Consider the following 25,904-nt stretch of genomic DNA (forward strand, 5'->3'; position numbering starts at 1 on the left):
ACCGGATGGGTTTTCAAAACGAAGCGGATGAGCTGTTAGCCTTGTTGCTGGAGGAAGAAGGATTCGGTTTGGAAGCGACGGAGACGATCCAGCCGCGCGATCCGGCCGCAGAGCCCCAGCTGTCGTTTGCGCAAGCGCGCTTGTGGTTTCTGTACCAGCTCGATCCAAACGATCCGTCCTACAACATCTCGGCGGCGGTGCATTTTCAAGGCGAGCTGAACGTGCCAGTGCTGGAAACGTGCTTTGTGGAGATCATCGAACGCCACGAAGCGCTCCGCACCCGCTTTTTAACGGTGAACGGGCAGCCGAAGCAGGCGATCGACGCCCAAGTCGATTTTGCCATCACAGTGGTCGATCTGACCGGCCTTGACGGGGAGGAGCAGGCGGCAGAAGTCGACCGCCTGCTCACCGTTGAGTCGGCCAAGCCGTTCAAGCTCGATCAGGAAGCGCTGATCCGCGCCGTGCTGATGCGGACTGGCGAGACGGAGCACACGCTGTGCCTGACCATCCACCACATCGTGTCGGACGGCTGGTCGATGGGCGTGTTCACGGCGGAAGTTGCCGCGCTCTACGAAGCGTATCTGGATGACAAAGCGTCCCCGCTGCCGCCGCTGCAGGTGCAGTATGCCGACTTCGCCGCCTGGCAGCGCGAGGTGATGCAAGGCGAGACCTACGAGAAGCTGCGCAGCTATTGGACCCGACAGCTTCACGGCGAGCTTCCGGTGCTGCAGCTGCCGGCCGACCGTCCGCATCCGGCGGAGAAGACGATGCGCGGACAGATGCACAAGTTCCGCATTCCAAAAGATGTGGCCAAAGGGATCACCGCGCTCGGGCAGCAGGAAGAAGCGTCGCTGTACATGACGCTGCTGGCCGCTTACAAAGCGCTGCTCCACCGCTACTCCGGGCAGGAGGACCTGATCCTCGGCACCCCGATCGCCAACCGCAGCCGTCCCGAGCTGGAAGGGCTGATCGGCTTCCTCGCCAACACCTTGGTGTTGCGCACCGACCTGTCGGGACGCCCGACGTTCCGCGAGCTGCTGCAGCGGGTGCGCACGATGGCGCTGGAGGGGTATGAGCATCAGGACATGCCGTTTGTGAAGCTGGTCGAAGAGGTGCAGCCGAACCGCGACGTGAACGTCTCGCCGCTGATCCAGGCGATGTTCGTCCTGCAAAACGCGCCGAAGCCTTCGGCGACGTTCAACGGCCTGACGGTGTCGATGATGGGGATCGAAAGCAAGACGGCCAAGTTCGACGTCTCGCTGTTCCTGACTGAAGACCAAGACGGACTGGAAGGGGTGTTCGAATACAACACCGACCTGTTCGACGCAGAGACGATCGAGCGGATGGGCACACACTACTGCAACTTGCTGGCTGCCGTTTTGCACAGCCCGGACACGCGGATCGACGAGCTGGTCTTCCTCTCGGCAGCGGAGCGCCGCGACGTGCTGGCGGAAGGCTATCGCGAGCTGGCATACGACCGCGATGCGACGATGCACGGCCTGTTTGAGCGCCAGGCGGCGCTCACGCCCGATGCGCCGGCGGTCGTCGATGGCGAGCGGTCACTGACCTACCGCGAGTTGAACGAAGCGGCCAATCGTCTGGCGCACCACCTGCTGACGCTGGGCGCCGGGCCGGACGTGCCGGTCGGGATCTATCTGGAGCGGTCGCTGGAGATCGTCGTCGCGATCCTCGCCGTGCTGAAGACGGGCGGGGCATACCTGCCGCTCGATCCGAGCTATCCGCAGGAGCGGCTGCTCTTCATGCTGGAAGACACGGCGGCACCAGTGCTGCTCACCCAGTCCTCGATGCAGCATGATCTGACCCGCGCAGGGCTGCAGGTGCTGGCGCTCGATGCCGGGAGCGTGCCGTGGCAGGAAGCGCCGAGCGAGAATCTGCCCGCGGCGACGGGGGCGGAAGGGCTGGCTTACATCATCTACACCTCCGGCACGACCGGCAAGCCAAAAGGCGTCTTGGTGCCGCACCGCGGCGTGGTCAACCTGATGGCCGACATGCACCGCCTCAAGCCGCTGGGCACAGGCGACCGCAGCAGCGTGTGGACGAGCTTTGGCTTTGACGTGTCCGTCTACGAGCTGTTCTCGGCGCTGTTCTACGGCGCGGCCGTCTATCCGGCGCCGGAAGCGGTGCGCTATGACAGCCGCACGTTCTTCCACTGGCTGCGGGACGAGGGCATCACGTCCGCCTACCTGCCTCCGTTTATGTTCAAAGACCTGGCGAACTGGCTTAGCGCAGGCAATGGCGGACTGGCTCTGCAGCTCCTGATGGCAGGCGTCGAACCGTTGTCCGAACGGCTGCTCGGCACGATCATGCAGCAGGTGCCGGGCCTGCTGATCTTCAACGGCTACGGGCCGACGGAGACGACGATCTCGCCGACGTTCTACGTGGTGGACGCACAGGCCCCGGAGCGCCAGACGCCGATCGGCAAAGCGGTCGCCAACACCAGGCTCTACCTGCTCGACCACAACTTGCAGCCGGTGCCAAACGGCATCGCCGGCGAGGTGTACATCGGCGGCGACATGGTGGTGCGCGGCTACCTGAACCGCCCGGAGGAGACGGAGCAACGCTTCCTGCCCGACCCGTACTGCGGGCAGCCGGACGGGCGGATGTACAAGACGGGCGACTTGGCGCGCCGTCTGCCCGATGGGAACCTGCTCTTCCTCGGACGGATCGACCAGCAGGTGAAGATCCGCGGCTTCCGCATCGAGCTCGGCGAGATCGAAGCGCAGCTGATCGCCCACGAAGCGGTCAGGGAGGCGGTCGTCACCGTGCGCGAAGCGGTGCCGGGCGACAAGCGCCTCGTCGCCTACATCGTGCCGAGCGCAGGGGCGGAGCAGGTCGAAGCGGAGCTGCGCGCCCGCATCGGCGAGCAACTGCCGGGCTACATGATGCCGTCGGCGTTTGTGCTCTTGGACGCGCTGCCGTTGACGCCAAACGGCAAGATCGACCGCAAAGCATTGCCGGTGCCCGACTTCGCGGCGAACCGCAGCGAGCGCGCCTACATCGCGCCGTCGACGCCGACCGAGCAGCAACTGGCAGCGCTCTGGTCGCAATTGCTCGGCGTCGAAGCGGTCGGGGTGTCGGACAACTTCTTCGAACTGGGCGGCCATTCGCTGCTGGCGATGCAGATGATCGCCCAGGTGCAAAGCGATTTCCACGTGGCGCTGGAAGTGCGCAGCCTGTTCGACGACCCGTCCCTCGGCGGCCTCGCCCGGATGATCGACGAAACGGAGACGCAAACAGCCAAACCGGAGATCGTCGCGCTCTCCCGCCAAGCCCGGAAACGCAAAAGCCATCCTCAATAGAGGATGGCTTTTTGTTTGGACTAGGAAATCATCAGCACGGCATCCCAATCGGGCGCCTCCTCGGTGACGAGGCTGAGCAGGGTCAAGATCACGCCGGATGCGCCTTCGAGCAGGCCAGGATCGGTGATCGGCTGTCGGGCTTCGAACTCTTCGAAGCCGTAAGGATGCGCCTCCGAGAAGGTGCTCAGCACGAGGCGGGCGAGTTCGTCGCGGCAGGGGAGCAGCTCGGGCAGCGCAGTATCGGCATGCATGCGCTGCACGATGTGCATCAGTCCGCCCCAGCCGTGGCAGATCGTCGGGGTGTTCATGCTGCGCTTGCTGTCTTCCCGCTTGGCGATGCCCCGGTAGGCGGCGATGCCCGCTTCGGTCAGCGCGGCATCTTCGAGCGCCGCTCCGGCCAGCCACAGTGCCCGCCCGATGCCCGGAGCTCCGTAGCACCAGGAGTCCCGGGGGCTGAGCGGCGGCAACTCGCCGGTTTGCCATGTTTCAAACGAGATGCGCCCAGGCCACAACGGCTCCTCGTCATGCAGGCCCTGAAAGCGCCGCACGAAGTCGGCCGCCCGCCGCATCGCTTCGCGCTGGCCCGGCACTTCGATGCCTTGCAGCAGGGCGAGGCTCATCAGCGCCAACGGGCCGGTGATGCCGTGCGACAGGCCGAGGTTGAGGCTTCCGTTGGCGAACATCTCTTGTTCATCTTCGCGATAATGGTTGTGCGAGTGGATGAGCCACGTCGGGACGAGCAGCCCGTGCGCTTCTTTGTCGCCGCAGAGCTCGATCAGGTAGTCCAGCACGTCACGGAGCGCCTGTTGAGCATCATCACGGTCGGCAAAAGCGAGCAAGATGCGCCCGACGCCGGCCATGCCGCCGATCGTGTCATAGTCGGTCATCACGAGGTCGTTCGCCATCGCCTGGCGCTTTTCCGGCATTTGCTTCTGCAGCGTGCCGATCAGCGAGCCAAGCAGGCTTTGCAACATGTTCTGGTAGCGCTGTCCGCCCCGCGAAAGGGCTTTGACCGCCAGCAGCGTGCCGCCGAGCCCGCTCCACAGCGAGAGGTTCGGCGCGCCATGCGTCTGCAGGCGCTGCTGGATGGTGACGAGGTATTTGTGGCCGACGAGATCCCAGCCTTCTTCCGGGAACATCCGGTCGAGCTGGCCGAACAACAGGCACGGACCGGCCACGCCTGAGCCGAGAAACGTGTTGGGGTTGTCGCCCGGATCGGCAGCTTTCAACCGCTCCGCCGCGAAGCGCACCGCATGGAGAATCTCCGCGCGCAGCTCCTCCGACTCAGTCGGCTGCCACTGCAACTTTTGCACTGCCATCTTCTGTTCCTCCTTTGTTGTCGTCGAGGTAGGCGCTGACCTGCAGGTTGTACAGTTCGGCGTACATGCCGCCCTGTGCCATCAGCTCGTCATGCGGGCCCAGTTCGACGATCTGTCCTTGATCGAGCACCATGATCTTGTCGGCGAATCGCACCGACGAATAGCGGTGCGAGATAAAAATGCCAAGCCGGTTGTCCATCAGCTGCTGAAACTTGTGGAACACGTCCGCTTCGGCCACCGGGTCCAAAAAGGAGCTCGGCTCATCGAGCAAATACAGGTCGGCTTCCCGCAGGAAGGCACGCGCGATCGCCACGCGCTGCCATTGCCCGCCCGACAGCTGGTAGCCTTGGGCCAGCCAGCGTCCAAGCTTGGTGTCCAGACCCTGCGGCATCGTGTCGAGCAGCCCGTGGATGCCGGCCCGCTCCGCAGCGCCGTAGATCTTGCCGTCCTCCTGCAGAAACGGCAGGTTGCCAAAGCCGATGTTGTGCCGCACATCCGACTCATACTGCATGAAGTCCTGAAAGACCACGCCGACGCGCTGCTGCAGCGAGTCGAGGTCGTACGTTTGGATCGGCTCGCCGTTTAACAAAATCTCGCCTTCGAAGTCCGGATACAGCCCGGTCAGCACTTTGACGAGGGTCGATTTGCCCGATCCGTTTTTGCCGACGATCGCCAGCGTCTCGCCGCGCTGCAAGGTAAAGGAGACGTTCTTCAAGGCCGCCTCCTTGCGCCCCTGATAGCGGAACGTCACATTGCGGAACTCCACCGTCTCGATCGGCGGGGCTTCCGGCAGCGAGTCTGCGGCCGGCTTGTGCATCGCCGAGTCGAGGTCTAGGAACTGAAACAGCTGTTTGATGTACAGGTTGTTTTGGCAGAGCTGGATCAGCCCCTGCACGACCGCCTGCGACGTGCTTTGCGTCAGCGTGATCGCCTGCACATAGCCAAACAGGTTGCCGATCGCGATCTCTCGCGCATAGGCGGCGAGCAGGACGAGAAACACCATCGATGAGGTCAAGATCAACGTCACCGATTCGAAGAGCAGCGAGATCAAGAGCCGCTTGCGGGCGAGGAGCTTGTCCTGCGCAAAAAACGTCTTTAAGATCTCCATGTAGCGGCTGAGCAGATGCTCGCCGAGCTGGTACAGGCGCACCTCTTTCACCGCTTTGTCGTGGGTGAGCAGGTAGCTCCAATACCACGATTCGCGGCGCAAAGGCGCACGGTGGTACTCGTATTCGAACTGCTGCTGGGACAGTCGCATAAACGAGACAAACGACGCGACCGGCATCAGGATCAAGGCGAACGCGATCCACCATTTCCAAGCGATCAGCACGCCGGCGGCAGAGACCATCGTCACGACGCCGGTGATCACGCCAAACATCTGCTTCATGATCTGATAGGGGCGGAACGACGCTTCCTGCTGGGCGCGTTTCAACTGGTCCTGCACGTCTGCGTTTTCAAAATCGGCGAGGCCCAGCGCCACCGCTTTTTCGATGATCGTCTGGTTGATCTTGTTGGAAAGCCGGGTCTGAAACAAGCCTTCCTGATAGGTCTGCACAAGGCCGATCAGCTGACGGGCGACCACGACGCCGATGAACAGGGCGAACGAAGTGTAGAGCACCTCGACCCCTTCCTGCCATGACAGCCCGACCGAGTTGATCAGCTGCGTGGTCACGAGCAGAGCGGCGACGGGAGCGATGCCTTGCAGCAGCTGCAAGGTGAGCAGCGAGAGCAAGGTGAAGCGGTCGACGCTCCACAGCAGGCGGAAGATGCGCGGCCAGAAGATGAACGCCTGGAACACATTGCGCAAGGAGACGACATCTTGCGGCTGGTTCGTGCTCATCGCGTGTCCTCCCGGAAGTGGCGCAAAGCGTTCAGCGCGTGGCGGGCCAGCGTCATCACCGCTTTTTCCCGCACGCGGTCGGTGCCAAGCAGACGGTTCAGGTGCAGGTGGATTACGCTGCCGATGATGTTGTGGCGGTCATTAAACAGCTCACCGCGCTCGCCGGTCGCACGCACGTCTTCCGCATAGCGGCGCACCTCGTCACGGCGCAGCTTCAGTCCGGCGTAGACCGCTTCACCTTCCGGATGGGCGCGCAGCCCTGCCCAGTCGTCCGCCGAGTTGGCGATGCGAAGGAACAGCTTGCGGTCTTGGCGGAACGCGTCCTGCTGCTCTTTGTGCGAGACGCGCAAGTCCAGCCAGCGGAACGCTTCGGCGAATGACAGGCCGAATTGTTCCAGATAGTCGATCACCGACACCGCGCCGATCTGGTCGAGCGTCAGGCTCATCTTTTGGAACCGTTTGCCGAACAGCCATTGTGCGACGGCGATGCTGTCTTTCGCGAACAGCTCTTCGACCGTCTTCATCAGCTGCGGACCGCCGTAGCGCTCGATCTCCGGATCGTACGCGTCGAGGGTGTAGTGCGAGATCAAGCCTTCTTTTTGCAAGTCCAGCCCCCAGTGGTGCAGGCGGGGGAGCAGACCGGCGCTGATCGTCTCCGGTGCGCCATGAAAGCGCAGGCGGATGTGCGGGCCGTCATCGACATAGCGCATAAAGTAGGACTTTTGCGCCAGCCCTTGCGCTTGCACATCGCGGCAAAACTCGCGCAGCTGCCCGCCGATCAGCTCTTCCTGACGGCTGCTGACCCCGTAGAGTTTGACGAACAGCCATTCGCTGCCGGGCAGCGACAAGCGCTCCCGGGCGGGGATCACCTGCAGGTTCTGCAGTTTGAGGCGCTTGCCGGGCGACTCGTCCCGCTTGACCAGCGGGATGACCACTTCGTTCAAGAGCAGGCCGTCCGGGCTGGCGATGCAGAGGTCGTCAAACGCGGCGCCCATCTCGATCAGCTTGACTTCGCCTTTGCTGGACTCCTTCTGCACAATTTCCAGGTGCAAGGGATGGTCGAGGTCGAGCAGGATACGGTTGTCCGCTTCCAACAGATACACGTAGCGCGGCACCTTCCACGTCTTACGCCAGACTTGAAAACCGGCCTGCCACGCATCGTCGTTCATCGCGGCGCGCAGCTCGGAGGTGTTTTCGTTCAGTTGCCAGGCGGCAGGCAGCAGCACCGTCCGCCCGTAGCGCACGCGGGGCAGGAACGGCGCCTGCTCCATCACTTCCCAGCGGAACGGCAGCCAGATGCTCTGGCGCTCCGAACCGAGCTCGCGCAGGAAGCGGTAGAGGTTCGGCGTGGCGCGCGGGTTGAGCATGTGTCCGACCTTCGGGATCACCTGTTTGCAAAGCGAGCGCGACTTCAGGTACAGTCCGTCATCGTTGCAGCCGACGAGCAAGTCGGACAAGGGCAAGGTGTGGGCGGCGTCTTTGGACGAGTTGGTGCCCATCGCCATCTCATAGGGGCGGCAGTGGTCGGTCAGCACGACGTTGGTTGCGCGCCCGGCCGACGGCAGAAACGCCACTTCCACCAACAGGGCATCCGGTTCCAGCCGTTGCTCCGCTTCCTGCACCGTGGCGAGCTGGCTGCGGAATTCGGCGGGCAGGAGATCGACAAAGCGGCCAAACGTGCGCCCGGCACCGTCCGAACCGGGCATCGGCCCGACGTGCAGGCGGAAGTCCCCTGCATCGAGCGCCGCCTGCGATTTGGCGGCGACGGTAAAATACATCTCCATCGACGGGGGCAGCGTGTTGGTCTGCACATCGCCTGCCAGCTCGGCGATCATCTCGTCGGTCAGCTCGACTTCCATCGCCCCTTGGGCCAGCGCTTGGGCCAGCCAGTTCGTTTGCAGGGCGTGGCGCTTTTTCGTTTCATCGCTGCGCTTTTGCGCTTCGGCCCGGCGGCGGGACGGCGGATTTTCATAGCCGGCCGGGGCACCGAGGCCGCGATCTTCATCGAGCAGCTCCAGGAGCGGGATCTCGCGGTACGGACCGTATTTTTCCATAAATTCGTGCCGGTAGCTCTCCCAATTCGGATAGCCGATGCGGGGAGAGGTGAGCTTGAACAGAACGGACGCCGCGGTTGCCGCTTCCTCGGCAGCTGAAGCGGGCAGCGCGAGGGGATCGGCGGCGAGCGCGAGGTCGACTTGGAGCGGGCTTTTCACATCGCCGAGCTCTTTCATCTCCTCGACCAATTCGAGGAACAGCGTGTCGCCTTCGCCGATCGGCAGCTCGTCATAGACGGCGAGTTTGTCGGCGATGGCGAGCAGCTTGGCGCGAATCTCCTCCACGCCTTGCAGGCGGTCGATGCGAGCCAGCACATAGTCGAGCGGCGAGGTGATCGTCGTCGGCGGGCGCAGTTCGGAGATCAGGTATTCTTGGCGGAACAAGGTGAGCAGGTATTGTTGCACCGTCTCCTCCGGGGCTTGAAATTCGGCGGCGATCTTTGCCAGCAGCTCGGCGAGCACGACCGGCTCGGCCGTCTCTTCCAGCACCCGGTCGAGCACCGGAGTGGCGCGCACGGAGACGGTATCCATCGAGATGCGCCCCTGCTCGTCGCGCTGTCCATAGCGGGTGACGTAGGGGAGTTTGGCGCGTGAACCGTCGCGGGAGATCATCGAGTTGGCCCGCACGTTCAACTGCAGGACGACGCGGTTGTCCGCTTCGATGCGTTCGATGACTTTCAAGAGCCATTCCATGTCCGGGCGGGCGCGCTTTTGATGGCGCAACGCCCCGTGCACCGACAGTTGGGCTTGTTCGGCAAACGTGCCGGTCGCGACGCCGGAGAACAGGCCAAACGGTGTCGGGCGCGACATCATGCGTAAGAGGTAGCGAAGAAAACCTTTCACCGCCTGGTCTTGCTTGCGGGGATCGGAGGATGTCAAATTGGAAAGCGAATGTAACAGAGAGGGCGACGCGACGGCGATCGCTTCGCGAATCAGGCTTTGCGAAGCCAGTTCCGCCAATTTGGCGATCCCGTCCGCTCTCAAGTCAACCGCAGAAGTGTCTTGCAATGGAAACAGTTTTTGGTACAGCTCCAAGGACAGGACAGGAGATCGCAGCATGAAGAAATCAAGCGGCCGAAACAACGATTGTTCCTTTGTAGCTTGTGTTTGTTGTTTGGTACGGGTCGTATTCATATAAATCTCCCTCCGTTAAATAAGTGCTATTCAAGATTATACCTCAATGCTTTGTGTATTGACAATTTTCAGGAAACAACTTATGCAAATTAATTCAGAATATAAAGATATTTTATTGACATTTGGTAAAGATGGTACTATATTCTAATTGCATACTGTAATTATTATTATTTTTTCTTGAGGGAGGGTTACTAGTGGAAAACTTGTTCGAACTGGATGTGCAAGTGAATGCGGTGAGCGATGTGACGGTGGAGTACATCTCCGGCTCCTTCTCGTCCTGCTTCCTGCCGTGCAATGAAGCTTAATTGAGTCGATGCAAAAAGTCCTTCGGTGCAGCCGAAGGACTTTTTGCATGGATATCGATCTCGATACGAGGCGAAAAAAATGTATTTGGTAGTTCTTGAAAATCATAGTTGACAGTAATTTCTATGCGCTATATATTTGATATGTAATTAATTGATTTAGAACATTATGACATTAATTTAAGGTAAAGAGGTGTGCTAGATGGAAAACAACATGTTCGAACTGGACGTGCAAATCGAAGTTGCGTTTGACGCAGCCGAAAAGGAACTCTCTGCTGTATCCTGCAACATCAACTGCCAAGAGCCGTAGAAGGTCAGCAAAAGAGCCCTTTGGATGACGAATCCGAAGGGCTCTTTTTTTATTTCGGAAGTGTATAGATGCGCGGGGAGCGATCCCGATACAGGCAGAATCCGTTCGATATTCAATATTGATGAGGAACCCTGTCAAGGCACCGTTGTGCCCATTATTGCACTGTTGTGTTGCCTGTCTGTGGAACATGATCAGATAAGGTGGTAAACAAACCTAGAGTTCAAGAGAATCGATCTCGGCACGAGTCGTAAAAATGCTTTGGATAGTTTGTGAAAATCATAGTTGACAATACTTTATATGTATTATATATTTGATTTGTAATTTATTGATTCAGAATATTATGATATTTATTCAAAGTTAGGAGGTGTACAAAATGGAAAACAACATGTTCGAACTGGACGTGCAAATCGAAGTTGCGATTGGCGTAGCAGAAAAGGAACACTCCGGCACATCCTGCATCATCCACTGCCAAGAGCCGTACTAGAACAGCAAAAGAGCCCTTTGGATGACGAATCCGAAGGGCTCTTTTTATTTCGGAAGTGTATAGATGCGGGGGGAACGATCCAGATACAGGCAAAACCCGATCCGATATTCGTAGTAGCTGCCAAAATCAGTTTTGATCAGCTCCGGGCTGCAGGAGACCTTGAACACCCTGCCGCTGCCAAACGAGTCCGCCGTCGTGTCCACTTTTACGCCGAGTTCCCCGTTTGTGAAGTGCAGGTCGAGGTAGACCGGGTCTCCTTCTGCCGAATGCTGCACCAGTCGAATGGCATCCTCTTGCCCCTGCGCCAGGTGCTCGGCAAATTGTAAAAACCGCTGCTGCTCAGCGGCGGTGGCAGACGATCCAATATGGACCTCGCCGATTGCCTGCGTTGTCGTCCGCATGTCGTAGACCGCGTTCCCGCCAAACAGCAGCGCGGCGAGCAGAATCCAGAGCAGGTTCCTCATCACCAACTACTCCTTTGGGAAATAAAAAATACCGTACGCACCGCTCGTCCCGTAACAGTTCTCCAGCGCATATTCGATCAGTCCGTCCCGTTCCATGATCGTAAACTCCGGCCGGCAACGCTTCTCATAAAGTTTTTGTGCACCGAACCCGTCTTGCCGCGTGTCGCGCTTATACTCGATTGCTTCCCCGTCAAATACCAGCTCTGTGATAATTGGTGCCCCTTCAATGGTGAGAGCGGTCACACGAATCTGAACTTTATGCTTCTCCTCCACGTTCTTCAGGAACGAGTAAATCTTCTCCGGGCGGTCATACCCACCGTAATCTTGGAATACCTGATCCCCCTCCTTGCAAGGAGAGACGCACACTTTGTGGAGAAGGTTCCATGAAATCTAAAATATCGGAAGGGTTGCGAAGTTCAATATGGATCGTCTTAGTGTAGCGGTTTATAGTTTGTTTGTAAATTTAGAATATATAGAAATATAATTGACAGTTGGTAAATATAGCATTATATTCTAATTGTTTATGATATTTCTATTATCCAGATAAGGGAGGTATTTTTGATGGAAAACATGTTCGAACTGGATGTGCAAGTTGAAATGGTGAGCAATGTGACGGTGGAATACATCTCCGGCTCCTTCTCGTCCTGCTTCCTGCCGTGCCAAGAATAAGAATCGCGATCAACAGTGAGTCCTTCGGTGCACCGAAGGACTTTTTGTATGGGTGCGGAAATGAAGTGGGAGGAGGGATGCGATGATGAAAACGATCGGCATGCTGGGCGGGATGAGCTGGGAGAGTTCGCTGGAATATTACCGCCTGATCAACAAGATGGTCAAAGAGCAGCTCGGCGGCTTCCACAACGCCAAAAGTGTGATGCACACGGTGGATTTTGCAGAGATTGAGCGGTACCAGCGCGAAGGCAACTGGGAGCAGGCGACACGGGTGTTGGTCGAAGCGGCGCAGAGCGTGGAGCGCGGCGGGGCGGATCTTCTGATCATCTGCACGAACACGATGCACAAGATGGCAGACGACGTACAGGCGGCGGTCAGCATTCCGCTTCTGCATATCGCCGACGCCACCGCCGAAGCGATCCAGGCGCAGGGGCTGAAAAAAGTCGGTCTGCTCGCCACGATCTACACGATGGAGCAGGACTTCTACACAGGACGCTTGCAGCAGCACGGCCTGGAAGTGCTGATCCCCAACGCGGAGCCGCGCCAAGAGGTCAATCGCATTATTTATGAAGAGCTCTGTCAAGGGCAGATCCTCGAGAGCTCGCACCACTTCTATAAACAGCTCATCGATGACCTCACCCGCCGAGGCGCGGATGGCGTCATCCTCGGTTGCACGGAAATCGGACTGCTGATCAAGCAGGGGGACGTTTCGGTGCCGCTGTTTGACACAGCCTCTCTGCATGCGGCCAAAGCGGTGCAAAGCGCATTGGAATAAAAACAGGCACGGGAAAGCCCCTCGGAAGACTCCAAAGGGCTTTTTATTTCGGCATCAAATAGTCCGTATGCTACCGGGAGGCATGCACCCGGTTAGCCGATATTTATAATAGAGCCCGCCGTCATCTTCTTCAACTCGGGACTGCAGGCAATCTCCAGGAGCTGACTGTGGGCGAATGGATCCGCAAAAAGGTGGTTTTCCCAAGTGAAACTCAACCTAACTCGCTCTGATAATTTTCAGAAAAATCACGAAATAATATTGACAATATTTTAAAGCGAAGTTATATTATGTATGTAATTGTAATCCTCTGAATAATACAATACGTGAATTGGGGTGAACACAGTGGCGAACCTGTTTGATCTGGATGTACAAGTCGAGGAAGCGATGGTTACCGATGCAGTCGTTGAAAAAGCCTCAAGATACCTTTCTTGCGGAATCACCTGCGACATTGAGTAATGAATAAGAGCCTGTGCGGAATCTGGTTGAGAGGAGGTACTGGACATGGAGATGATGTTTGATCTGGATGTGCAAGTGGAAACGGCTGTTACCGAAGCAACGCTGAGAAACAGTGCTCCGGTAACAGTGACGTCGTTCGCTCTCGCTTGTCAGGAACCGTAAGCAGAAATGGATAGAAAAATACGAGCACAGCCCCTCGGAAGTCTCCGAAGGGCTTTTTATTTTGGCATCACATAGGCTGTATGCGTGCCGGGATGCAGGCATCCGGTCAGCCGATATTCATAGTAGACCCCGCCGTCAATCTTCTGCAGATCGGGACTGCAGGTTACGACTAGGACCTGACCATGCCCGAATTGATCCGCCGTCGGATCAACACGAACTTGAAGCTCCTCCCGCCGATAGACCAGTTCCAGATATATGGGATCGCCTTCCGCCGTATAAGATATGATCCGCACCCCGTCCGCTTCCCGCGCTGCCACATGCTCCGCAAACTGCAGAAATCGATTGTCATCCGCCGGGGTATTGTGCGGCCTGTAAACTATATCACTTAGCTCTAACGGCGCCTCGCCTTGAAAAATAGCGCTCCATCCGAGCAGCAGAGCCGCAAGCAGAATCCAAAGCCGCATTACCATTTGCATCGACTCCTTTGTTGGGAGAGACGAATGCTTTGCGCAGAAGGTTCCATGAAATCTAAAAATATTGGAAGGGTTGCGAAGTTCAATATCGAAATAGTAATTTAGATGTCATTATTAATTAAGCGACACGCATAACGTGATCATTGAACTGAAGAAGGGGATTTGCAAAATGACAACGATGAGACCTGCAGCAGATAAGTGGATCGCCCGGCAGAAATTGAAACCGAATGCACGGCTGCGCTTGTTCTGCTTCCCGTATGCAGGGGGGAGTGCGGCGATCTATCGGGGATGGCAGGAAGAGCTGCCGGCGGCGATCGACGTGTGCCCGGTGCAACTGCCCGGCCGCGAAAGCCGTCTGCTTGAGGAGCCGTTCCGGCACATCGAGCCGATGACCTTAGCGCTGGTCGAAGCGCTCAAGCCGCATATGGACCGCCCGTTTGCCTTTTTTGGACACTCGATGGGCGCGCTGATCGCTTTTGAACTGGCGCGCGAACTGCGCCGTCAGAAGCTCGGCCTCGAACCGATGCACCTGTTCGTTTCGGGACGCGGCGCACCGCAGCGCAAGATCGAGCGCGATCCGGTGCACAAGCTCCCGCACGATCAGTTCGTGCAGCGTCTGCGCAATCTGAACGGCACTCCGGAAGCGGTGCTGCAAAATGAAGAGCTGATGGAGCTCTTGCTCCCGATCCTCCGCGCCGATTTCGAAGTCAACGAAACGTATGTGTATCAAGACGAAGCCAAGCTGCACATCCCGATCCACTGCTTCGGCGGCACGGGCGATGTGGACATCTCAGAGGAGCGACATGAGGCTTGGCGCGAACAGACCACCGAAGCGTTTCAACTGAAGATGTTTGAGGGCGACCATTTCTTTTTAAACAATCAGGCGATTCGCCAAGAACTGCTGCGTGATTTGCACGTGGAACTGACGCGGATTGTCGACCTGTTATAACCTTTAGGAGGGGTTGGCGTGCTTAAGAAAATTATGATCGTCTCGCTGTCGGTGCTGCTCGTTCTGATCGCAGCCGCCAGCGGAGGCAGTTATTACATGGTGCAGCGTGCGCTGCCGACGATCGAAGGCGAGATCCTGACCGCCGTCGAGAAGCCGGTGCGCATCGTGCGCGACCAATACGGCGTGCCGCACGTGTACGCGGAAACGGAAAAAGACCTGTTCTTCGCGCAAGGCTATGTGCAAGCCCAAGACCGCATGTTCCAAATGGAACTTTCCCGCCGCAGCATCGGCGGGCGCCTCGCGGAAGTGATGGGCGATAAGATGGTCCAAGTCGACCACTTCAACCGCACGATCGGATTCCGCCGCGCGGCCGAAGAAGGCATGTCGAAAGTCAATCCGGAAACGATGAAAGCCCTGCAAAGCTTCGCCGACGGCGTCAACGCCTACATCGAGGACCACCAGGACAACCTGCCTGTCGAATACACGATGCTCGGCTTCAAGCCGGAGCCGTGGACTCCGCTCGACTCTTTGTCGATCGGCAAATACATGGCATGGGAACTCGGCACCAACATGCGCACCGAGCTGTTCATGGGCGTTGCGCTCCCGAAGCTGGATAATGAAAAGCTGATGTCCCTGCTGTTCCAATACCAAGACGCCAATCCGACCATCGTCCGCCAGACCGAAATGGAAAAAGCGATCGAAGTCGACCAAGCAGAAGAGCGTCCGAAAGCGGCTTTGTCCAAAGAGACGGTCGACAGCATCTTCGCCGCGCTCGACTTGACCGAGCAAAAAGCGCTGCCGGGCGAAGGCCTCGGCTCGAACAACTGGGTCGTCTCCGGCAAGAAGACCGAGTCGGGCAAACCTTTGCTTGCCAATGACATGCATTTGGGTCTTGGCGCACCGTCGACCTTCTATCAGAACCATCTGGTCATGCCTGGCAAATACAACGTCTCCGGCGCGATCTTCCCGGGTGTGCCCGGCGTCATCGTCGGCCACAACGAAAAAGTCGCCTGGGGCTTCACCAACCTCGCCCCGGACGTGCAAGACCTCTTTATTGAGAAGCAAAATCCGAACAACCCGCACCAGTTCGAATATGATGGCAAATGGTACGACGCGAAAGTGATCCAAGAAGAGATCAAAGTCAAAGGCGCCGAATCGGTCAAAGCGGAGATCGTCGTCACCCGCCACGGTCCGGTCATCACCAACACGCTCGACACCTATGTCTCCAAAGACCAGGCGCCGTCGCAGACGATCCGCACGGCAGAAAAAGTCGAGCAGCCGCTGGCGCTGCGCTGGACGGCGCACGATGCGACCGACGAGATCACCGCGATGCTCAGCTTTGACAAAGCGCAGAACTACACCGAGTTTGAAGCGGCGATGAAACTGTTCCAAGCGCCGGCCCAAAACGTCGTCTACGCCGACGTCGAAGGCAACATCGCCTACCATGCGATGGGTTCGATCCCGATCCGCAGCAAAGGCGACGGTCTGTCGCCGGTGCCGGGCTGGTCGAGCGAATATGAATGGAAAGGCTACATCGCCTGGGACGAACTGCCGCATGCGATCAACCCGGAAAAAGGGTATTTTGCCTCGGCGAACAACAAGCCGGTCGACGGCGATTATCCGTACCATATCTCCTATGACTACGACCTGCCGTACCGCGCGACCCGCATCACCCAGATGATCGAGGAGAAGGACAAGCTGACCCTCGAAGACATGGAGCGCATGCAAAGCGACTGGCTGAACCTGCAAGCCAAAGAGCACGGCCCGGTGTTCATCAAGGCGCTGGAAAGCGCCAAGCTGAACGATACGGAGCAAAAGGCGTTTGACGTGCTGAAAAAGTGGTTTGAGAACCCGATTGACGACCCGCAGTTGGCAGGTCCGGTCGTCTATCACGCGATGTACAACAAGATGTACACCCGCTTCTTTGAACCGCACCTGACCGAAGAGTTTTTCTATCATTTCAACCGCACGGCGATGCCGAACTACGGTCTGGAAGTCATTTTGCGCGACCCGGACCCGATCTGGTTCAAAGGCACCGACGACACGAAGGAAAAAGCGATCGTCGATTCCTTCAAACAAGCGGTGGCCTGGATGGCCGACGAAAACGGCAAGAACCCGGAGAAATGGCAGTGGGGCAAAGTCCACACCATCACTCTCGCCCATCCGCTGGGCAGCATCAAGCCGCTCAACCTGCTCTACAACAACGGTCCGTACGAATACGGCGGCTCCAATGGCACCGTCGGCATGGCCGGCTTCTCGCGCGGCAAACCGTTCAGCATCGTGCTCGGTGCACCGTGGCGTTTTGTGATCGATATGAACGATGTGAACGGTGCCAAAGACGCGTTGACCATGGGCGCGTCCGGACAGCTCGGCTCTGACCACTATCAAGACCAGACCGACCTCTGGCTGGAAGGCCGTTACAAGACGATGCACTATACAGATGCGGATGTCGAAGCGAACGGTGAGCGCACACTGACCTTGCAACCCGAATAAATGAACTTAAACCTGACTACGCCACTCTGCGAAGTCAGGTTTTTGTCTTGTTCAATTTGCAGTCAGGAATAAAGTTACTTAGAAAATTTACCTTTGTTAGGAAGGGGATTACTTATTTGCGCAGAAATATATTTTATGCAATTTGGGAGATTTAAATCTGGTTGAAAGTTCTGAAGAAGCTTGAAGTCTGGGGGGTACCTACCATGGTGGATAACCGCGTGAATTTTGCAACCTTGGTCGAGCTGTTGCAGACTCGAGCACAGAGCTGGGGCGACCGGGATGCGTTTGCATTTTTGGGAGATGACGGAGAGGAACGCATTACGTACGCCGAACTGGACCGCAAGGCGCGGGCTGTCGGCGCGGTTTTGCAATCCTTAGGTGCGGAAGGCGAGCGCGCGCTCCTGTTGTACCAGCCAGGGCTTGACTATATCATCGCATTTTTTGGCTGCCTGTATGCCGGAGTGTTCGCCATCCCGGCCTACCCGCCGCGCCAAAACGGCAACCTCGATCGCCTGCAGGCGATCGTCAAAGACTCGGAAGCGAAATACGCGTTGACCTCATCGGCGATCTTGTCCGGGGTGGAAAAACGCTTCGGCGATACAAATACGCTGAGCGATCTGGCTTGGGTGAACAGCGATGAGGTGCTCGATGCGGAAGCGGACAAGTGGCAGCAGCCGGAGATCGGCCCGCAGACGCTTGCCTTCCTGCAGTACACGTCCGGCTCGACGTCGGCGCCCAAAGGGGTCATGCTGACGCACGGCAACCTGCTTTCGAACCTGGAGCTGATCAAAAGCAGCTTCGAAACGTCGGAGGCGGATCGCTGTGTCATCTGGCTGCCTCCTTATCATGACATGGGCTTGATCGGCGGGATCTTGCAGCCGCTGTACGCCGGGTTCTACACGACGCTGATGGCGCCGGTGGCGTTCGTGCAGCGTCCGCTGCGCTGGCTGCAGGAGATCTCCCGCACCAAAGCGACAGTCTCGGGCGGCCCAAACTTCGCTTATGAGCTCTGCCTCGACAAGATCACGCCGGAGCAGCGCGATCTCCTCGACCTCTCGCACTGGTCGGTGGCGTTTACAGGCGCGGAGCCGATCCGCCAAGAGACGCTGGACCGCTTTGCTGAGTATTTTGCGCCGTGCGGCTTCAAGAAAGAAGCGTTTTATCCGTGCTACGGGCTTGCGGAAGGCACGCTGTTTGTCACCGGGGGCAAGAAGACGGAACTGCCGATTGCGAACAGCTTCGACGGCGAGGAACTGGAGCACAACCGTGCCATCATCGTCACGGAGGAGTTGGAAGGGACCCGCACGCTGGTCTCCTCGGGCCGTTCCCCGCAGGCGCAGAAGGTGCGCGTCGTCGACCATGAGACGTTTACCGTCTGCGGCGAAGAGCAGGTCGGCGAGATCTGGGTCTCCGGCCCGTCGGTGGCGCAAGGCTATTGGAACCGCCCGGAGCAGACGCAAGCGACGTTTGGCGCGATGATTCCGGAGACGGGCGAAGGCCCTTTCCTGCGCACCGGTGATCTCGGCTTCCTCAAAGACGGAGAGCTGTACGTGACCGGACGGATGAAAGACCTGATCATCATCCGCGGGCGCAACCATTACCCGCAGGACATCGAGTTCACCGTCCAGGAGTGCCACCCGGCGATCGCCACCGGCAACCTGGCTGCATTCTCGGTGCTGATCGATGAGGAAGAGCGTCTGGTGATCACCGCCGAAGTCGAGCGCTCGATGCGCCGCTCCAACCTCGACGAAGTGGTCGCCACAGTCCGCCAGGCGGTCGCAGAGGCGCATGAGCTGCAGGTGTACGGCGTCGTGCTGCTCAAGCCGGCGAGCATCCCGAAGACCTCGTCGGGCAAGATCCAGCGCCACGCCTGCAAAGACCGCTTCCAACACGGCGGGCTGGAGGTGCTGAAGTCTGACGTGCTCGACCGCACCGTCGCGAACGCGGAGGGAGAGGAAGCATCCGATGTGCAGCTGAGCCGCGCCGACCTGCTCGCTGTCGCAGGAGAAGCCCGCAGCGCGCGCTTGGAGCAGTTTTTGCTGGCCCGGGCAGCGGAAGCGCTGAAAGTCTCGCCTGCGTCAGTCGGACGCGACAAGCCGCTCGGCGCGCTCGGCATGGACTCGCTAACGGCGGTCGAGCTGAAGCATGAGATCGAAGAAAGCCTCGGCGTCGACCTGCCGCTTGCCGTCCTGCTGGAAGGCCCGAGCGTGGCAACTTTGACGCAAGGCGTGCTTCAAGAGCTGGACGAAGCGGCCGAGGTGCAGGCGGACAGCAAGCCGATGACGCCGGGCGAATACCCGCTGTCACACGGCCAGCGCGCCCTGTACTTCCTGCAGCAGCTGAACCCGAACAGCGCGGCGTATCACATCGCCAGCGCGGTGCAGATCGGCGCTGGCCTCGATGTGGCCAAACTGCGCGCGGCGCTCGCTACCCTCGTGCTGCGCCATCCGCTCCTGCGGACCACGTTTGCTTACAACGGCGGCGAACCGCTGCAAGTCGTGCACGCGGCACTGGAGGTGCCGATGACCGTCGCCGATTCGGCTGCCTGGAGCGATGTGCAAGTGCAGACCGACATGTCGGGGCGCGTCAACGAATCGTTCGATCTGGAAAAAGGGCCGCTGCTGCGCGTGAACCTCTATCCGCGCCAGGGCGGCGAGCATGTGCTGCTGCTGGCGATGCACCACATCATTGTCGACTTCTGGTCGCTCGGCGTGATCGTGCAGGAGCTGTCTGCGCTGTACGGCGGGCAGGAGCTCCCGGCTGCGGGGACCGCCTATGCCGATTTTGCCGGCTGGCAGACCGAACTGCTGAACGGAAAAGCCGGGGCGGCGGCGCTCGACTACTGGCAGCAGGAACTGGCAGGCGAACTGCCGGTGCTGAACCTGCCGACCGACAATCCGCGCCCGTCCGCACAGTCCACCATCGGCGCGACGCTCTCCCGCAAGCTGAGCCCGGCCCTGACCGCGAGCGTGAAGCAGGCGGCGCAGGCGCATGGCACGACCGTTTTCACCACTTTGCTCGCCGCTTACCAAGTGCTCCTGCACCGCTATTCCGGTCAGGATGACATTCTCGTCGGCACCCCGACCGCCGGGCGCGGCAAAGCGAGATATGCGGACACCGTCGGCTATTTTGTCAACCCGGTCGTCGTGCGCGGCGATCTGTCGGCCAACCCGACGTTTGCCGAGCTGCTGCAAGCGGCGACGCAAAAAGTGCGCGGGGCGCTGGCCCATCAGGACTATCCGTTCCCGCTGCTCGTCGAAAAACTGGCGCCAAAGCGCGACCAGAGCTACTCGCCGATCTTCCAGGCGATGTTCGTGTTGCAAAAATCGCATTTGGATCAGGACGCTCTGACCGGATTTGCTCTCAACGACAGCGGGGCGGAGATGCTGCTTGGCGACCTGCCGCTGCAAGCGTGGGCACTGGAACGCCGCGCGGCGCAATTCGATATTACGCTTATGATGGCGGAAGTGAACGGACAGCTCGTCGCTTCCTTCGAATATGATCTTGGACTGTTTGACTCTGCTACGATCGAGCGCATGGCCGCTCACTATGAAATCCTGCTCGCAGCGCTGGTCAGCCAACCGGCGCTGGCGGTGGGCGAAGTGTCGATGCTGCCTGCTGCGGAGCGGGAACGACTGCTCGTGGAATGGAACCGCACCGCAGTCGATTTTGGCGCAGACGGCGCGTTGCATCGGCTGTTTGAAGCACAGGCGGCCCGCACGCCGGATGCGGTGGCCGTGGTGGTGGAAGACCGCCGGCTGACCTACCGCGAATTGAACGAAGCGGCGAACCGCCTCGCCCATCTTCTGCAAAGATCGGGTGTGGCTGCCGACGTGTTCGTCGGGGTCTGCATGGAGCGCTCGCCGGAGATGGTCGTGTCACTACTTGCGACGCTGAAAGCGGGCGGGGCGTATGTGCCGCTCGACCCGAGCTATCCGCAGGAGCGCCTCCGCTTCATTTTGGAAGATGCACAGCCGCCGGTGCTGCTGACGCAGGCGCATCTGCAAGAGCTGCTGCCTGCCGATGCAGGTGAAGTGCTGCTCGTGGATCGCGAAGATATTTCCGGGGAAATAGCGGAAAATCTGACAGCATCCGTCACGTCTGACAACTTGGCGTACGTCATCTTTACATCAGGTTCTACCGGCCGACCGAAAGGCGCGATGCTGCCGCACCGCGCGATCTGCAACCACATGCTGTGGATGCTGCGCGAGTTTGGCATCGGCGAGCAGGATCGCGTGTTGCAAAAGACGCCGTTTGGCTTTGACGCTTCGGTGTGGGAGTTTTGGGCGCCGTTGCTGGCGGGCGGTCAGCTGGTGCTGGCGAAACCGGGCGGGCATCAGGACCCGGTATATCTGGCCGAGGCTGTGAAAGCGCACGGCATCACGTTGATGCAGTTGGTGCCTTCCTTGCTGACCCTGATGCTGAATGGCAAGCTGCTCAGCGGCGCCGACACGCTGCGCCATGTCTTTGCCGGCGGGGAAGTGCTGTCGCCGCGTGATGCGACCGAAATGTTTTACCAACTGCCGAACGCACAGCTGGTCAACCTGTACGGTCCGACCGAAGCGTGTATCGATACGACGTCGTGGCGGGTGGTCTTCGATCCGCATGCCGACCCGGAGGTGGAAGAATGGGTGCAGCTGAGCCATTTCTGGCAGCAGCCGATCCCGATCGGCCGTCCGATCGCGAACGCGCAAGTCTTCCTGCTGGACGCACACCTCAACCCGGTGCCGACTGGAGTGGCCGGCGAACTGCACATCGGCGGCGCAGGTCTGGCCCGCGGCTATGTCGGGCGTCCTGACCTGACCGCAGAGAAGTTTATCGACACCCAATATGGCCGCCTGTACAAGACGGGCGATCTGGCGCGCTGGCTGGCGGATGGAACGCTCGATTTCCTCGGCCGCATCGACGATCAGGTGAAAGTGCGCGGCTTCCGCATCGAGCTCGGCGAGATCGAAGCGGTCTTGCTTCGCCACGAAGGTGTGCAGGAAGCGGTCGTCATCGCACGGGAAGACGCGCTGGGCGATCAGCGCCTCGTCGCCTATGTGGTCGCAGCAGGGGAACTTGCTGCGCTCGACCTGCGCGATTTTGCACAACGCATTTTGCCCGACTATATGGTGCCGTCTGCGTATGTGCAGCTCGAAGCGTTCCCGCTGTTGCCAAACGGCAAAGTCAACCGCCGCGCGCTGCCGCGCCCGGAAGCGACGCAGCCAGGGGAATACGTGGCGCCGCGCAACGAGGTGGAGTCGACGCTGGCTTGGATTTTCTCGCTCCTGCTCGGCGCGCCGCAAGTCGGCATCACCGACAACTTCTTCGATCTCGGCGGCCACTCGCTGCTGGCGATCCAAGCGGTCGCGCGCATCTCCGACATCTTGCAAGTCCAGCTCGATCTGCGCACCCTGTTTGAGCACCCGACGGTCGAACGCCTCGCCCAACAGATCGAGCGGATGGAACGCAAAGCGTTGCCGCCGATTCGGAAGGCGGACCGCACCGGTCATCTGCCGCTGTCGTTTGCGCAGGAGCGCCTGTGGTTCTTCGAGGAGCTTCAAGGCGGCACGGCCGCCTACAACATTCCGGGCGGACTGCGGCTGAGAGGCAGCCTCGACATCGCGGCGCTGGAACAGAGCCTGAACTTGATCCTGACCCGCCACGAAGCGCTGCGCACATCGTTTGCCACCGTCGACGGCCAGCCGAAGCAGGTGATCGCCGACGCGGCCAAAGTGCCGTTTGCGGTGATCGATCTGCTCGGTCTGCCGGAAGCGGACCGTGAAATGGAAGCGGTGCGGATCATGAACGAAGAAGCGCGCAAACCGTTTACACTCTCTGAAGTGCCGCTCGTGCGCGCCAATCTGCTGCGGATGGGCAACGAAGACCACATCCTGCTGCTCACGTTGCACCACATCGTGGCGGACGGCTGGTCGCTCGGGATCTTGATGCGCCACCTGACCTGGTTCTATCTGGCGCTCACCCAAGGCAACCTGCTGCCCGACTTTGAACTGCCGATCCAGTACGCCGACTATGCCCAGTGGCAAAAAGGCCTCGGCCCTGTGATCGACGGGCAGCTGGGCTATTGGAAACAGCAGCTCGGCGGCGAACTGACCGTCCTGCAGCTGCCGACCGACAAGCCGCGCCCGGCGGTGAAAACGTACAACGGCGCGTCTCGCGCGCTGACGCTCGGCCAACGCTTGAGCGAAGCGGTAAACCGACTGGCCCAGCAGAGCGGCGTCACGTTGTACATGACTCTGCTCGCGGCGTTCCAGTCGCTGCTCTACCGCTATACGGGACAGGATGACATCCTCGTCGGCTCCCCGGCTGCCGGGCGCAACCGCGTCGAAGTCTCCGATCTGATCGGCTTTTTCGTCAACACGCTGGTCATGCGCACCCGCCTGAACGAAGGCGAGTTGACTTTCCAAGAGCTGCTCCTGCGCGTGCGCGACACGTCGATCGACGCGTTCGCCAACCAGGATGTGCCGTTTGAAATGCTGCTCGACGAGCTGCAGCCGGAGCGCAACATGAGCCAGACACCGCTGTTCCAAGTGATGTTCGCGCTGCAAAACGCCCCGTTCGATCTGACCATGCCGGGCTTGGAGACGAAGCTGCTCGAAGGCGACAGCGGCACCGCCAAGTTCGACCTGACCTTGCAGGCGACCGAGACGGAGCGCGGGATTGAGCTCAAGCTGGAATACAACACCGACCTGTACGAAGCGGCGACGATCGACCGCATGCTCGGCCATTATGCGACCCTGCTCCAAGGGGCGGTCGCAGCGCCTGATCAAAAGCTGAAAGCTCTGCCGCTGCTCACAGATGCGGAAGAGCAGCAGCAGCTGGTCGAATGGAACCGGACGGCGGCCGACTACCCGAGCGATGCCACCTTGCACAGCCTGTTTGAAGCATGGGTGGAGCAGCAACCGGAGACGGTGGCGGTCGTCTGCGGAGACTCCAGGCTGACCTACGCCGAGCTGAACGCCCGCGCCAACCGGCTGGCACATGCGCTGCAAAAGCAAGGCGTCGGCCCGGACGCGTTTGTCGGCATCTGCCTCGAGCGTTCGCCGGAGCTGCTCGTCGCGATCTTCGGCACGCTGAAGGCGGGCGGCGCGTACGTGCCGCTCGACCCGGCCCATCCGAAAGACCGCCTGCGCTTCATCCTCGACGATGCCAAGCCGTCCGTCCTGCTCACCCAGGCATCTCTGCTGGAGATCTTCGCAGGTGCGGGAGTGCCGACCCTGCTGCTCGACAGCACCGGGGAAGCTTTTGCAAACGAAAGTGCCGCCAACCCGCCGCAGGCGGTCACGCCGGATCGGCTGAGCTACATGCTCTACACCTCCGGCACGACCGGTCTGCCGAAAGGGGCGCTTCTGCAGCATCGCGGCGTGGTCAACATGCTGCACGACTTCATCACCCGCAAGCAAGTCGAGCCGGGCGCGCCGTTTGCGCTGTGGGCGAACTACGGATTCGACCTGTCCGTGCTGGAGATGTTCACCTGCTTCATGGACGGCGGTTCGCTCCACATCATGCCGGACGAGTTCAGAAGCGATTCGCTCGCCTACTTCCGCTGGCTGGAGGAGCACAGTATCGAATGCGGCTTCATCGCGCCGTTTATGGTCAAGGACTTCATCCAGTGGCTCGATGAGCAGCCGCGTAAGATCTGTCTGCAGCGTATCCTGATCGGGGTCGAGCCGGTGCTGGAGCCGCTGGTGGCGGAACTGGTGCAACGCTTGCCGGAGCTGCTGGTCATCAATGGCTACGGCCCGACAGAAGCTTCGATCTGCGCCACCTTGTACACGTTCGACCCGGCCATGGTCAGCGAGCGCAACCTGCCGATCGGCAGAGCGGTGCAAAACACCGAGCTGTACATTTTCGACCCGCATCAGCAGCTGGTGCCGGTCGGCGTGACTGGCGAACTCTATGTCGGCGGCACCGGCCTCGCCCGCGGTTACCTGAACCGTGCAGAGCTGAATGCAGAGCGGTTTGTCCCGCATCCGTTCAAGCCTGGGGAGCGCCTGTACCGCACCGGCGATGTGGTGCGCTACCTGCCGGACGGCAACATCGAGTACGTTTCGCGCATCGACCATCAGGTGAAAGTGCGCGGTTACCGCATCGAGCTTGGCGAGATCGAAGCGGTGCTCACTCAGCATCCGAAAGTCCTGCAGACGGTCGTCCTCGCCCGCGCTGACGGCGGCGACAAATACATTGCCGCGTACATTGTGCCGCAGGGCGACGAAGCGCCGACCTCGGCAGAGCTGCGCCGCGACCTGAAAGACAAACTGCCGATCTACATGATCCCGAGCGCGTTTGTCATGCTCGATGCGATCCCGCTGACCACCAACGGCAAAGTCGACCGCAAAGCGCTGCCCGAGCCGGTGATGAGCCGCACGGTGGAATACGTCGCACCGCGCACCCCGGCCGAAGCGAAGATGGCCGACATCTGGGCGGAGGTGCTCGGCGTGGAAAAAGTCGGCATTCATGACAACTTCTTCGACCTTGGCGGCCACTCGCTGCTCGCCACACAGCTTGTCACCCGCGTCCGCACCGCTTTCTCGGTGGAGTTGCCGGTGCGCTCTCTGTTCGAAGTGGCGACGATCGCCGAACTTGGGGCGATGGTCGAAAGCTTGCAGCAAAAAGAGGCCGCGGCGCCCCCGCAGCCGGAATTGAAGAAGCTCAACCGGCAGGCCCGAAAGCTCTAGCCCGTAAAGGAGATGTTTC

14 protein-coding genes and 1 pseudogene are annotated in these 25,904 nt (G+C 59.8%); 9 read left to right on the top strand and 6 right to left on the bottom strand.

All coding sequences use genetic code 11. From position 1 onward, the window contains the following. The first annotated feature begins 5 nt into the window (after positions 1-5). The gene (locus EV586_RS12235; protein ID WP_132945403.1) at positions 6-3,320 is read left to right on the top strand and encodes a non-ribosomal peptide synthetase; all 3,315 of its coding nucleotides are present in this window, start codon (positions 6-8) and stop codon (positions 3,318-3,320) included. 20 nt (positions 3,321-3,340) lie between these two features. On the opposite strand, the gene EV586_RS12240 is transcribed toward EV586_RS12235, so the two are convergent. The 3 genes from EV586_RS12240 to EV586_RS12250 are packed head-to-tail and all read right to left on the bottom strand — an operon-like array spanning position 3,341 to position 9,667. Further along, positions 3,341-4,639 carry a lanthionine synthetase C family protein gene (locus tag EV586_RS12240; RefSeq protein WP_132945404.1) on the bottom strand — a complete coding sequence of 433 codons (1,299 nt, stop codon included), beginning with the start codon at positions 4,637-4,639 and terminating at the stop codon, positions 3,341-3,343. Further along, positions 4,605-6,479, bottom strand: coding sequence for an ABC transporter ATP-binding protein (locus tag EV586_RS12245; protein WP_132945405.1), 1,875 nt, complete (start codon positions 6,477-6,479; stop codon positions 4,605-4,607). The genes EV586_RS12240 and EV586_RS12245 overlap by 35 nt, the downstream gene beginning before the upstream one ends. Next, positions 6,476-9,667 carry a lantibiotic dehydratase gene (locus tag EV586_RS12250; RefSeq protein WP_132945406.1) on the bottom strand — a complete coding sequence of 1,064 codons (3,192 nt, stop codon included), beginning with the start codon at positions 9,665-9,667 and terminating at the stop codon, positions 6,476-6,478. The genes EV586_RS12245 and EV586_RS12250 overlap by 4 nt, the downstream gene beginning before the upstream one ends. 194 nt (positions 9,668-9,861) lie before the next feature. On the opposite strand from EV586_RS12250, the gene EV586_RS21315 reads away from it, so the two are divergent. Continuing rightward, positions 9,862-9,972 carry an FDLD family class I lanthipeptide gene (locus tag EV586_RS21315; protein ID WP_207893896.1) on the top strand — a complete coding sequence of 37 codons (111 nt, stop codon included), beginning with the start codon at positions 9,862-9,864 and terminating at the stop codon, positions 9,970-9,972. Positions 9,973-10,807: 835 nt separating this feature from the next. Here the strand turns inward: EV586_RS21315 and EV586_RS12255 are convergent. Both EV586_RS12255 and EV586_RS21855 read right to left on the bottom strand, forming a co-directional pair. Then, positions 10,808-11,227: a DUF4362 domain-containing protein gene (locus EV586_RS12255; RefSeq protein WP_132945407.1), complete on the bottom strand. Its 420-nt coding sequence runs from the start codon at positions 11,225-11,227 to the stop codon at positions 10,808-10,810. Positions 11,228-11,350: 123 nt separating this feature from the next. Further along, positions 11,351-11,593: pseudogene (locus EV586_RS21855) on the bottom strand (DUF4362 domain-containing protein); the annotation flags it as partial. Positions 11,594-11,788: 195 nt separating this feature from the next. On the opposite strand from EV586_RS21855, the gene EV586_RS21320 reads away from it, so the two are divergent. From EV586_RS21320 to EV586_RS21330, 4 genes are all read left to right on the top strand, one after another. After that, positions 11,789-11,896 carry an FDLD family class I lanthipeptide gene (locus EV586_RS21320; protein WP_207893897.1) on the top strand — a complete coding sequence of 36 codons (108 nt, stop codon included), beginning with the start codon at positions 11,789-11,791 and terminating at the stop codon, positions 11,894-11,896. 85 nt (positions 11,897-11,981) lie between these two features. Continuing rightward, a complete protein-coding gene (locus EV586_RS12265) occupies positions 11,982-12,671 on the top strand; it encodes an aspartate/glutamate racemase family protein (RefSeq protein ID WP_132945669.1) in 690 nt (229 codons plus the stop codon). A 342-nt stretch (positions 12,672-13,013) separates the two neighbouring features. Further along, positions 13,014-13,127 (top strand): FDLD family class I lanthipeptide, encoded by a 114-nt coding sequence (locus EV586_RS21860; protein WP_207893898.1) that lies wholly within the window; start codon positions 13,014-13,016, stop codon positions 13,125-13,127. Positions 13,128-13,172: 45 nt separating this feature from the next. After that, a complete protein-coding gene (locus EV586_RS21330) occupies positions 13,173-13,289 on the top strand; it encodes an FDLD family class I lanthipeptide (RefSeq protein WP_207893899.1) in 117 nt (38 codons plus the stop codon). A gap of 56 nt (positions 13,290-13,345) precedes the next feature. Here the strand turns inward: EV586_RS21330 and EV586_RS12270 are convergent, their stop codons facing one another. Then, complete coding sequence (locus tag EV586_RS12270) at positions 13,346-13,759, bottom strand: DUF4362 domain-containing protein (RefSeq protein WP_165898564.1); 414 nt, start codon at positions 13,757-13,759, stop codon at positions 13,346-13,348. A 172-nt stretch (positions 13,760-13,931) separates the two neighbouring features. On the opposite strand from EV586_RS12270, the gene EV586_RS12275 reads away from it, so the two are divergent. The 3 genes from EV586_RS12275 to EV586_RS12285 all read left to right on the top strand — a co-directional run bounded on the left by EV586_RS12275 (position 13,932) and on the right by EV586_RS12285 (position 25,885). After that, the gene (locus EV586_RS12275) at positions 13,932-14,711 is read left to right on the top strand and encodes a thioesterase II family protein (RefSeq protein WP_132945409.1); all 780 of its coding nucleotides are present in this window, start codon (positions 13,932-13,934) and stop codon (positions 14,709-14,711) included. Between the two features lie 18 nt (positions 14,712-14,729). Further along, a complete protein-coding gene (locus EV586_RS12280; protein ID WP_132945410.1) occupies positions 14,730-17,204 on the top strand; it encodes a penicillin acylase family protein in 2,475 nt (824 codons plus the stop codon). A 203-nt stretch (positions 17,205-17,407) separates the two neighbouring features. Then, the gene (locus EV586_RS12285; RefSeq protein WP_132945411.1) at positions 17,408-25,885 is read left to right on the top strand and encodes a non-ribosomal peptide synthetase; all 8,478 of its coding nucleotides are present in this window, start codon (positions 17,408-17,410) and stop codon (positions 25,883-25,885) included. The last annotated feature ends 19 nt before the right edge of the window (positions 25,886-25,904 follow it).

The sequence above is a fragment of the Tumebacillus sp. BK434 genome, from assembly GCF_004340785.1.
In the GTDB taxonomy this organism is placed as follows: domain Bacteria; phylum Bacillota; class Bacilli; order Tumebacillales; family Tumebacillaceae; genus Tumebacillus_A.

Coding starts and splice junctions, on each gene's coding strand:
- EV586_RS12235 (WP_132945403.1), top strand. CDS start 6: ATGGGTTTTCAAAACGAAGCGGATGAGCTGTTAGCCTTGTTGCTGGAG.
- EV586_RS12240 (WP_132945404.1), bottom strand. CDS start 4,639: ATGGCAGTGCAAAAGTTGCAGTGGCAGCCGACTGAGTCGGAGGAGCTG.
- EV586_RS12245 (WP_132945405.1), bottom strand. CDS start 6,479: ATGAGCACGAACCAGCCGCAAGATGTCGTCTCCTTGCGCAATGTGTTC.
- EV586_RS12250 (WP_132945406.1), bottom strand. CDS start 9,667: ATGAATACGACCCGTACCAAACAACAAACACAAGCTACAAAGGAACAA.
- EV586_RS12255 (WP_132945407.1), bottom strand. CDS start 11,227: ATGAGGAACCTGCTCTGGATTCTGCTCGCCGCGCTGCTGTTTGGCGGG.
- EV586_RS21320 (WP_207893897.1), top strand. CDS start 11,789: ATGGAAAACATGTTCGAACTGGATGTGCAAGTTGAAATGGTGAGCAAT.
- EV586_RS12265 (WP_132945669.1), top strand. CDS start 11,982: ATGAAAACGATCGGCATGCTGGGCGGGATGAGCTGGGAGAGTTCGCTG.
- EV586_RS21330 (WP_207893899.1), top strand. CDS start 13,173: ATGGAGATGATGTTTGATCTGGATGTGCAAGTGGAAACGGCTGTTACC.
- EV586_RS12270 (WP_165898564.1), bottom strand. CDS start 13,759: ATGGTAATGCGGCTTTGGATTCTGCTTGCGGCTCTGCTGCTCGGATGG.
- EV586_RS12275 (WP_132945409.1), top strand. CDS start 13,932: ATGACAACGATGAGACCTGCAGCAGATAAGTGGATCGCCCGGCAGAAA.
- EV586_RS12285 (WP_132945411.1), top strand. CDS start 17,408: ATGGTGGATAACCGCGTGAATTTTGCAACCTTGGTCGAGCTGTTGCAG.